The 10654-nt window shown below is 67.1% G+C and carries 10 protein-coding genes; 2 read left to right on the plus strand and 8 right to left on the minus strand.

Annotation, left to right across the window (positions count from 1 at the left end; genetic code table 11):
* The coding region (gene folK, locus NTX40_07245; protein ID MCX5648873.1) for a 2-amino-4-hydroxy-6-hydroxymethyldihydropteridine diphosphokinase at positions 1-295 on the plus strand (295 nt) is incomplete at its 5' end.
* A gap of 21 nt (positions 296-316) precedes the next feature.
* Here the strand turns inward: folK and NTX40_07250 are convergent.
* The 8 genes from NTX40_07250 to NTX40_07285 form a co-directional block, all read right to left on the minus strand.
* Positions 317-2287, minus strand: a complete 1971-nt coding sequence (locus tag NTX40_07250; GenBank protein MCX5648874.1) for a penicillin-binding transpeptidase domain-containing protein — start codon at positions 2285-2287, stop codon at positions 317-319.
* A gap of 111 nt (positions 2288-2398) precedes the next feature.
* On the minus strand, positions 2399-2923 hold the full coding sequence (gene mreD, locus NTX40_07255; GenBank protein ID MCX5648875.1) for a rod shape-determining protein MreD: 525 nt from the start codon (positions 2921-2923) through the stop codon (positions 2399-2401).
* Between the two features lie 77 nt (positions 2924-3000).
* A complete protein-coding gene (locus NTX40_07260) occupies positions 3001-3912 on the minus strand; it encodes a rod shape-determining protein MreC (protein MCX5648876.1) in 912 nt (303 codons plus the stop codon).
* Between the two features lie 118 nt (positions 3913-4030).
* Positions 4031-5089 carry a rod shape-determining protein gene (locus NTX40_07265; protein ID MCX5648877.1) on the minus strand — a complete coding sequence of 353 codons (1059 nt, stop codon included), beginning with the start codon at positions 5087-5089 and terminating at the stop codon, positions 4031-4033.
* A 57-nt stretch (positions 5090-5146) separates the two neighbouring features.
* Entirely contained in the window at positions 5147-5506 is a 360-nt protein-coding gene (locus NTX40_07270; protein MCX5648878.1) for a hypothetical protein, read from the minus strand.
* Entirely contained in the window at positions 5481-6332 is an 852-nt protein-coding gene (locus NTX40_07275) for a hypothetical protein (protein MCX5648879.1), read from the minus strand. The genes NTX40_07270 and NTX40_07275 overlap by 26 nt, the downstream gene beginning before the upstream one ends.
* Before the next feature lie 149 nt (positions 6333-6481).
* The gene (locus NTX40_07280) at positions 6482-7564 is read right to left on the minus strand and encodes a HEAT repeat domain-containing protein (protein MCX5648880.1); all 1083 of its coding nucleotides are present in this window, start codon (positions 7562-7564) and stop codon (positions 6482-6484) included.
* Complete coding sequence (locus NTX40_07285; protein MCX5648881.1) at positions 7561-9723, minus strand: hypothetical protein; 2163 nt, start codon at positions 9721-9723, stop codon at positions 7561-7563. The genes NTX40_07280 and NTX40_07285 overlap by 4 nt, the downstream gene beginning before the upstream one ends.
* 144 nt (positions 9724-9867) lie before the next feature.
* On the opposite strand from NTX40_07285, the gene NTX40_07290 reads away from it, so the two are divergent.
* Positions 9868-10654: ThuA domain-containing protein (locus NTX40_07290; protein MCX5648882.1), on the plus strand; the 787-nt coding region annotated here is incomplete at its 3' end.

Genomic DNA, 10654 nt, shown 5'->3' on the forward strand with positions numbered 1-10654 from the left:
CGCCGCCGAGATTGAAACCGATCTCGCGCCCGAAACGCTCCTGGAGGAACTGAAGCGCGTCGAACGCGCTCTCGGCCGAAGACCGGGCCCGCGATGGGGACCGCGGGAGATCGACCTCGACATTCTTCTCTGCGGCGACACAATGTTCGAAACCGGCACGCTCGTGATTCCGCACCCGCGGATGCGCGAGCGGCGGTTCGTCCTGGAGCCCCTGGCCGAAATCGCCCCGGACGCCCGCGACCCCGTGACCGGCCGAACCGTCCGGGAACTGTTCGCGCTTCTGGATCGGACCTGACCGGCGTGCACCGCTTGCCGCTCAGCCGACGGCTTTCGGCGGCGGGTCTTTCGGCGGCGATGGCGGCACGGGCTCGGGTCCTGGAGCGACCGGCCGGTCGTCCAGGTATCCATAGGTTTTGCAGGCCTTGACGATCTCGCGGGCGATGGGCCCGGCGATTTCGCCACCGTGGCCGCCGTGCTCGACGATCACCGCGAATGCGATCTTCGGGTTCTGGGCGGGGGCGAAACCGGCGAACCACGCGTGGTCCGCGCCGCGGCCGGCCTGGGCCGTGCCGGTCTTGCCGGCGATGCGGATGTCCGGGAGATTCGCGCGGCCGTAGCCGGTGCCTCCCTCTTCGTTGACAACCGCATCGAAGGCGTCGCGGATAACCGCCATGTACTTGGGATTCAGGTTCAAGCCCGGGCGTGCAGCGTCGGCGGGGGGGGCCAGTTCCCGGACCAGGCGAAGCGGGGGCATCCGGCCGTCGCTGGCGACGAGGCCGTAAACCTGCGCGACCTGGAGGGGCGTCACGAGCAGTTCCCCTTGGCCGACGGCGAGATTCCGCACGTCGCCGACCCGGACGGAACCGCTCGCCTCGCCGGGCAGTCCGATTCCGGTAGGATGGCCGAGACCCATCCGCCCGGCCCACTGGATGAGCCGGTCGCGCGCCAGCGCGAGGTCTCTGCCGCCCCCCGCCTGTCGGCCGAGAAGCATTCCCACTTGATAGAAGAAGACATTGCAGGACTTCTTGATGGCGGTTCTCAGTTCAATCGCGCCGTGGCCGCTGGGGTAGATGTGGCAGCGGAAGCGTTCGGGGTGATCGCGATCGAGGATCCCCTCGCACACGAGGATGGTCTGTGGGGTGAGGACGCCTTCGTGCAGTGCGGCGGTGGAGGTGACGGCCTTGAAGACGGACCCCAGGGGATACTGGCCCGCCGCCGCCCGGTTAAGGAGCGGTCCGGCGGGGTCGCGCAGGAGATCCGGGTAGTCCGCCTCGACGAGCCGGACGTCGTACCGCGGCGAGGTCGCAAGGACCAGACAATCGCCGGTGCGGCAATCGAGGACGACGACGGCGCCGACGACGCGACGGCGTGGCGCGTCGGGCGGCCCGCGGTCGAGAATCGCTTCGACGTCGGCCTGAAGGGCGATGTCGAGCGAGAGGTGGACGTCGCCGCCGGGCACAGGCGGGATGTCTTCCAGGAAGTTCCCGTCGATGCCCTTGCGATAGACGCCGCGCGACCCGCGCAAAATGCTTTCGGCAAGGGCTTCGACGCCGCTGCGTCCGACCTCATCGCCGGGCCAGTAGCGCTTCAGATGTCCGGGCGGATAGTCGGCATTGACAGCGCCGTCCAGTTCCTCCTGGGTAACCTCGCCGAGCCAGCCGACGACGTGCGGCGCGACGGCGCCGTAGGGATACTCGCGTTTCGAGGTCGGCACGAGAACGAGCCCGGGGAACCGGTCGGGCTGCGAACCGATGACCCCGACCGCATTGAGGTCCACGTCGTGGACGATCGGATGGGGGATGCTGGTGCGCGGGCCGTAGGTTTCTTCGCGGACGGGGATGCGGCGTCCGTGGCGTTCGGCGACGGTCTCGCGGATGACCCGGACGCGCTGGCGGATGATGTCGGCGCGCCGGGCGAGTTCCTCGGGCGGGACGTTGGTCAGGCGCGCCAGTTCCTGCCACATGCGCTGGACGCGAAGGCGGACATCGGCCTCGGCGACGCCCAGCCGCCGGGCCGTATCGGCCACAAACTCGTCGCTCAGTTCGATGAACGGGAAATAGATGGCCACGTCGAAGGCGCCGGTGTCCTGGGCAAGGGGAACGCCGTTGCGGTCGTAGATCGTGCCGCGAATCGTCGGGTGAAAGCCCGGCGGTCGTTTGAGCCGTTCGGCCGCCTCCTGGCGGTAGCGCGTCTCCTGAAAGACCTGAAGGCGCAGAAGGAAGACGAGGAGGACGGCAGCGCCGATGGCGAGAACCGCGAGAACGGATTTCAGACGTATCGCATACATGAGGCAAGACCCGCAGGCCGAGGCGCCGACCGGCACATCCTATGCTACGAGGAGCGCAAAATCAAGGCAGGCCTTGCCGGACGGAGAGAATAGACGGGGGCGGACGGCCGCTTACTCCGGCGCGCCGACGGGGATGCGCAGGGGCCCCCGGAGCATCGCGAAGAGCCAGAAAAGGTACGGCGCGAGAAATGCCGAATAGAGGGCCTCCAGGCCTGCCTGCTCGGCGGATGGCCCGATCCGGAGCGGGGCCGCCTCGAAGTACCGCGTGGCGACGTACCAGACCCCGTGGACCAGAAAGACGGTGCCGAGGCAGAGGAGAAACTGAGCCAGGACGCGGGTCCCGAAGACACCCTTGCGAAGGAGACTGATGAGGTAAAGGACGAGGCAAAACAGGAGGGCGCCGACACCGAGCCGGCCCGCCACGCTCACCAGGTCCGACGCCAGTCCGAAACACCAGCCGACGACAAAGACCTCGTGGGATTCCAGATGCAGGGCCAGAAACAGGCCCAGAATAAGGAGCAGATCGGGCCGAATCCACTGGCCGTCAATCCGGATCGCCAGCAGGCCCGGGCGGAAGAAAAGCGCCTCCAGGACGATGCCAATGTAGGCCAGAATGGCGATGACGACCCAGCGCACCGGCGACTCCAAACTGGGATACGCCCCGGCCGACGCGCAGCCGGGCAAGAAAAACCAATGTCCCCCGCCGTGCTCGCCTACGGCTTCGGGGGTTCCGCCGGAGCCAGGACGAAAACCTCGAAGGCCTCGCTTAGGGCGACGCGCGGCTCAATCTGAATATCGTAAAACGGTCCGGCCGGCTTCAGTTCGCACCGCACAATGCGTCCGACGATCAGGTACGCCGGCAGAGGCGACTCCGGCGACGGGTTGGTCACGACGAAATCGCCGACGGCCACGTCGGCCGTACGCGGAATGCCTATCAGGCACACGGCCGTCCCGTCCTCCATGCCGTTGGCCAGGCCCGTCGGCCCGGCGCGCCAGTTCCCGTCGCGGCGCATCACGACCTGAACCATCAGTCGGGTCTGCGGGTCCGTGATGAGCCGCACCGTGCTTGTCAGGGGTCCGACCTCGTCGACGATGCCGACGAGCCCGGCGGCGGTAAGGACCGCATCCCCTCGCTCCAGGCCGAGTGCCGCGCCCCGGTCGAGCCCACGGGCGATGACCGCGCTGCCCTTGCGGACGCCGCTTTCGGTTCCTTCGGCCAGGCGGGCGCCGGCGCGACCGCCGGCCACCTCCGGCGCGATCAGACGGGCCGGAATCAGTCGGCACGGCAAGCCGTCAAGCCCCTGGCGGATCTGCGAAAGGTCTTTCAGTCGCCGCTCGTATTCGCCGAGACGGGCCCCCGCCTGAGCGAGGGCGTCCTGGAGGGCCTCGATCCGGGCCACTAGCGCTGCCATGTCCTGCTCGACCGTCGGTCCTTGCCGACCCGGTCCGTGGATCTGCTGCGCGAGGTCGAGGGCCCAGCCTTCCGTCAGGTCCTGGAAGGGCGAAAAGACCGGTCCGGCCCAGACGCGGACGCGGCCGGTGACGGAGGCGGGGAGAAAAAGCAACGCGCCGGCGGCGACAACAAGCGAGGTCATGACGATCCGGCGGCGCGTTTCGCGCGCCATCGGAAGGCGGCTCGGCCTGCGAGGTCTGCGTACCATGGCGAGTCCGGCTCCGTCAACCGGTGCGGCGCACGCCGCGGCCCGGGAAACCTAAAGGGGTCCGGCCCCCGTCCCCGGGCCGTTACAGTTCTTCGTCGCTGGTTTCGATGGCGCTGGTGGCACGCCATCGTTTCAGGTGATCCAGAAAAATGCCGGTCCCGCGGGCGACGACGGTCATGGGATCGTCGGCCACGCGGACCTTGAGCCCCGTGGCCTGGGACATGACAACGTCGAGCCCCCTCAGAAGCGCCCCGCCGCCGCACAGGCAGATGCCGTTATGGACGAGGTCGGCGGAGAGTTCCGGCTCGGTGCGTTCGAGGGTGCGCTTGATGGTTTCGATCATGGCCTGGATGGGCTCGGCAAGGGCTTCGCGAATTTCCTGGCTCGTGACGACGGTGGTGCGGGGAAGCCCGGCGATGAGGTCCCGTCCGCCGACTTCCATCTCGCTCTCCTCGCCGACGGGGCAGGCGCTGCCGATCGCGATCTTGATGCGTTCGGCCGTCTGTTCGCCGATCAGGAGGCTGTAGGTCCGCTTCATGTATTCGATGATGGCGGCGTCGAGGTCGTCGCCGGCGACGCGGATCGATTCGGAGCAGACGATGTCCGCCAGGCTGATGACGGCGACTTCAGTCGTCCCGCCGCCGACGTCCACCACCATGCTGGCGGTCGGCTCCTCGATGGGGAGGCCGGCGCCGATCGCGGCCGCCATCGGTTCCTGGATGAGATAGACCTTCCGGGCGCCGGCGCGATGGGCGCTGGAAAGGACCGCCCGTTTCTCGACGGCCGTGATCCCAGAGGGGATGGCGATGACGACCCGCGGGCGGATGAGTCTCCGCCGGCCGTGAACGCGGCGGATGAAATAACTGAGCATCGCCTCGGTGATGTCGAAATCGGCGATGACGCCGTCACGCAGCGGGCGGATCGCCTGGATGGAGGGAGGCGCCTTGCCGAGCATCCTTTTGGCCATCTCCCCGACCGCCATGCCGTCGAGCATCACCTTGCCGGTGTCTCTGTGCACGGCGACGACGGAAGGTTCGCACAGAACGATCCCCTGGCCGCGGACGTACACGAGGGTCGTGGCGGTGCCCAGGTCGATGCCGATGTCGTAGGAGAACAGACCGATGAGACGGTCGAAGATCATGACAGTCCCCGAAATGGCGATTGCATCTTCCGGTACCGACCTCGGCCGACGGGCGTTTTACGGGCTGGCGGGAGCCGGCGCCGGTTCCTCAACGGGAGCCGGTTCGCCGGCGGGGGCCGGGGCGCCGCCCGCAGTTCCCTGCGGCCATTGTTCGAGCGCCTTCTGCATCTGGTCCAGTTCCCCCCCCGCCGCCGCCTGTTTGCTCTTCGCGTCCTCCAGGTCGCGCCGACTCTGCTCGCCCGCCGATCCCAAAGGCAGGATCGAGCCGTAACGGCCCTGGAGCGTGATACAAGTCATCACGAGCGCCGTGACGAGGGCAAGCGCCCCCAGCAGCAACAGCACCGTGTAAACGTTGCTGAGGGGCTGCGCGGCAACGCGGACCCCGCTGGCACTACTCGACGAAGCGATTCGTGACATGGCTTTCCTTCTCCACGGTACCGCGGATAATGCTCAGTTGCCCGGCGGCGCTATCGTGGGCAACCTTGTCAACCGTCAGCGTGGCCAAGTACTTGTCGTGCGCCTTGTCATAGACGTAGAACTTCATCCCCTTGACCACCCCGTCATCCGACCCGAGGCTGATCTGGACGACCCCGGCCGCGAGATTCACGTCCGTGACGAGGCCTTCGAGTTTCTCACTGGGCGGCAGCGGGGCGGCTTCCGGAGGCCAATTCGCGATATTGTACTGCTGGGTCGCCCACGCGATCTTGCCCTTGAGCGTCTTGTTCTGCTCATCGGACTGCCGCAGGTTCTCCTTGGAGTCCGCAAACTGGGCGAGCAGAACGCGCCACTTGCCTTCAAGTTCCGTGTACATTTGCCGGAGCGTGTCCGCCTCTTTCCTCGCGTCGTCGCGCTCCAAACGCCACCCGTCTCGCTCCTCCATCAGTTTGGCGAAGGAATCCTTGATGCCGGCGTACTGCGTGGCGAGTTCCTGGAGCCGCTTCTCCTGATTCTCGATCTGCTCGCGGAGCGAGGCGATGGTGTTGTTGCGCAGCGCCAGTTCGTCGGTCAACGTTCCGACCTGCTGCAGGAGAACGGCTTTGTCGGCATCGGCGGTGCTCTTCGCAAGGTCGCGCTGCTGGATGGCCGAGTCCCGTTGCTCGAGCGCCTTACCGAAGAGTCTCGCCTCTTCCTGGTAGCGCGCGTGCCAGTTGTCGCTCAGGGCGAACTCGCGGGCCACCAGAACCGCCACCGCGATCGAAACGACGACAACGAGGACCGTAAGGATCTTCCCCAGCGTACTCAAGGTACACTCCTTTCACAAGGCACCGGATGAGGGGCGCCCGCCCGGATTGTTTGCCCGCCGTCCGTCCAGAACCCTCCCGCCCGAAACCGCGTTCAACGATTCTAGTTGGCCCCCCGGCGCCGTCAAGCAAAAATTGTCCCCAAAAGTAATTACGACTCTGCCGGCCGTTTGTCCGAAGGCAAGAGGCGCCCCTTTGGGGCCCCCTCGGGGGCCGCCGGAACCCTTCCCGGGGCGTCCGCACCGAGGGCGGGGGGTTTCTTCTCGGTGAGGATGCGGCTTCGCCAGGATTCCCGGGCCGACAGGATCCGGACCATCGCCGCCGCCACGGTCGCCCGTTCCATCGGGTCCGCCGCCTTCTTCAGCCGGCCTCCGAGTTCCTCGAGGGCCGGCCGATAGCCTGTTTCCGCCAGTTCCCGGGCGGCCAGGATCCCCGCCTGCTGGTCCTCGGAGCCCAGAAAATCCACGAGCATCCCGATCCGCTTGAAATCGCCCAATTGCGCGAGCGCCCCAATGGCGGCGAACTTGACGTCCAGGAATCGGCTCTGGTAGAGACGCTCGAGCCGGGGGATGTCCGCCTTCTCGCCCGCCTGCCCCAGCAGGCGCGTGGCGAACGCGCGGACCGAGTGCTGGCTGTGTTCGGTCATTGCACGGACCATCTCCATCCCGTCGGGCGAGCCGAGGCGATGGAGCGCCTCGGCCGTCCGCAACACCACCACCGCGTCCGGGTCGGTCAACTTCACCCGCAGCATGCCGACCGCGCTTCGGTTACCCATCAGGCCGAGCAGCCAGACGGCCGTTCGTCGAACTGTGACGTCCGGCGAGGCGAGCCCATCCCGCAGGTCGCCGATGCGCGACGTGTCGCCGAGCATGGCCATCGCAAACGCTGACGACACCCGCACCACCGCCTGCGGGTCGCGGTACTGCTGCTGCGCCACCCGAAGGAACTCCTGCCGGCGAGTCGTCCCCACGAGCGCCAGTCCCGTCGTCCGGACCCGCGGATCAGGCGTTTCGGCCAGAAGGATAAGTTCAGCGCGGGGCGGCTGGCGGTCGGCCTCCAGGAACGTTTCGGCCGCGAGCGCCTGAAGCGGCGGCTGGCTGGAATGAATGGCTTCCAGGAGAACGGCATAAGGGTCGAGGGGCTCTCCGGCTACCGCGCCGCCGTCCCGCAGGGTCTGGGGCTGGCACCCGGCAAGAGCGCTCGCGGCAACGAGGACAAGCGGAATCCATCTCACGGCTTCGCCTCCTTTCGGCTGCGCAGACTCGCGACAACAACCAGGACGCCTCCGACGGCCGAGGCGCCCACGCACGCCAGGGCAAACACGTCGCCCACGCGCGTGTAGGGCGAGAGCCGATCGTCCAACGCGATCCGGCCGACAACGAATCCCTCGACGCTGCGGCGACGGCCCTCGGCGTCCTGGGCGACGGCTTCGATCCGGCCGTCCGACGCAATCAGCGCGCTGATGCCCGTGTTGACGGACCGCACGACCGGCACGCGATTCTCAATCGCGCGGAACACACACAGGTTCAGATGCTGGTCGAGTTCCACGCTGCCCGCGAACCAGCCATCGTTGGAAATGTTGACGATAAAGTCAACGGCTTTGCGGACGGCCCCGGCAGGCGGGCGAACTTGTCCGCCGTAGCCTTGGCGAAGGCGGACCATCTCCCTGACCCGGTACGCCATGGCGTCCTCGTAGCAAATCGCGACCTGAAACCGCTCCTCGGCGCCCTCGAACGCCAGCCGGAAAGGTTCCTGGTCGTGGGCGCCGGGGGTCAGGCTGTACTCCATGCCGCGGTACGGCGTGAGGGCGTTCAGGCGGTCATGAAGCCAAGGCAAACTCTCCTTGAAAGGAACGTACTCGCCGAACGGCACGAGGTGCGCTTTCGCGTATTCGCCGGCCACCGTCTCGACCGGCGAATCGGGCACGATGAGCAGCGCCTCGTTCGTGCGCTCCGCGCGGCACGTAACCCGATCGCCCTCCAGGTATTGCACGCCGAGCACCCGCAGGCCCGACGCCCCGACGAGCACCGGCGACGAGCCCAGCGCACCTAACTCCCGGATCAGTCGTCCGTATCGGCGGCAGCGCTCCTGGAGAAAAGCGAAGTGGGCGACCAGGCCGCGGTAGCGGAGCAGGGCCGCGAGGTCGGCCGTCAGGAACCCCGGGTTCATCGGAACCGGGACCATCGTCTCAGGCCAGACAACCAGGTCGGGCGGCGTGCCGGCCGCCCTCGCGGAAGCGAACGCCTCGCCCGTCAGGCGAACCAGCGAAAGCATCATCCGCAGTTCATCGGCGATCGTCTGGGCCGATTCCTCTGCTTCGCCTTTCGTGACACGCCCCTCGACGAGCCTCCGAACGAGTTCCTCGCGAAGCCCCTTTCGCGTATCGTCGACGAGGCGCCCCGCCATCGCCTTCACGTTCACATCGAAGGGAGACGCCAGGAGGTCCTTGAAACTCTGCGCGAGAAAACCATCGGCGAGATTCTCCGCCTCCTCCCGCGGAACGGGCGCAGGCTCCTCTGCCTCCTCCGCCGCGCCGCGGCTCCCCAGGCGGGCGGCGTTCTTGAGTTCCTGAGGAATGTTCGTCTGGACCGACGCGACGACCGGCCCGGGCCGAGCCGTCCTCTGCCCCAGCCGCCAGACACCGTAACCCACCGTCGCCGCCCACGCGCACGCAACCAGAACGGCCATGGCCGGCAGCACGCGACCGAAGCGCCGCCTCGCACCATCGGCACCGCAGACGAAAAGAGGTCGCGTCAGACAATCGGCCGCCAGCCCCGCCGTCATCAAGGCCAGGAAACTCGGCCCGTAGGCGCCGAGCGCGTCGGCCGTCTGCACCAGCACGAGATTCTCGTACTGCGTGTGGCCGACGTAAAGCCAAGGAAGACCCGAGAGCAACCAGCCGCGCACATACTCCAGACCGACCCAAAGGACGGGGGCCGCAAAAGTCAGCGGAATCGGCGAAATCTCCTCAAATCGCCTCAAAAACCACGAAAAAACCGCCCAGTACAAACCCAGGTACGCCGCCAGGACCGCCCATCCGGCGGCGGTGCCGGGGAGGCTGATCGGCCAAATCCACCACATGTTCCAGCCGAAGAACACGAGGCCGCCCAGCCAGGACGCCCAGAAGACGTGCCGGCGCGGGGCCGTCGCCACCGCCATCACCAGCAAGGGCACCGGTGCCAGGTACGCCAGCCACGAAATCTCGGTCGGCGGAAACGCGAGGGTCAGCAGGAGGGCCGAGAGAATGGCCAGGAGGAACGGCCGCGCCGCCGTCGAGACGTGCAGGGGCTTCCGTTGGGCCTTCGTCGCGGCATCCGCTTTTTCCCTGCGCCGTTTGTCTTTGCGACGTTCGCCCATCGAGGTTCCCCGGATGCGTCCCATGAATCCGCTCATTGTCAGGCCACTCCACTGGAGTGTCAAGCCTGTGACCCGGTGCGAAAAACACTTGATTCCGCTGCCCGACGGGTTAGTCTTGCACCTTGCGGAAAGGCCCTGTGGGCCGTTCGACTTTGAACCCTTTTGAAAGGATGCCTGACCATGACTAGAGCCTATCGGTGGTTCCTCCTTGCGGCTGTTGTGGGTCTGCTTGCGGCGTTCGCCTCGCCGGCGCCGGCCTCGGCTGCCGAGAAGATCGGCGTCCTCATCATCGATGGCCAGAATGTCCACGACTGGAAGGCGACCACGCCGCCCATCAAGGCGATGCTCGAGAAGACCGGCAAGTTCACCGTGGACGTCCTGACGTCGCCGGCGGCCCTCGCCAAGGACACCGATGACGCCGCCAAGGCCGCCAACAAGACCGCGTGGGAGAAGTTCAAACCCGACTTCTCCAAGTACCAGGTGGTCCTCTCGTATCACTTTGCCGTGGCCGCGTTCAAGGAATGGGATGCCTACAACCAGATGATCGGCATGGGGTGGAAACCCGCCGAGTTCGGCGAGGGCCTCGCGCTGGATGACAGCGGCAAAGAGGTCCGCCGCGCGAAAGGCGAGGGCGCCGGCGGCTCGCACGGGTCTGCCCACCCGTTCGAGGTCATCGTCCGCGACAAGGACCATCCCATCATGAAGGGCCTGCCGGAGAAGTGGCAGCACACGAGCGACGAGTTGTACGGAAGTCTGCGCGGCCCGGCCAAGGACATGCACATCCTGTGCACCGCCTTCTCCGTCAAAGACAACGACAAGCAGAAGGCCGGCACGGAGATGCATGAACCGATGGCGTGGACGGTGCCCTTCGGCAAGGGCCGCGTCTTCGTCACGGTGCTCGGCCACGCCGTGCCCGAGACGACCGCGCCGGACACGACGATCCTGCTGGAGCGCGGCGCGGAGTGGG

This window comes from Planctomycetota bacterium, from assembly GCA_026387035.1.
Taxonomy (GTDB): Bacteria; Planctomycetota; Phycisphaerae; order FEN-1346; family FEN-1346; genus JAPLMM01.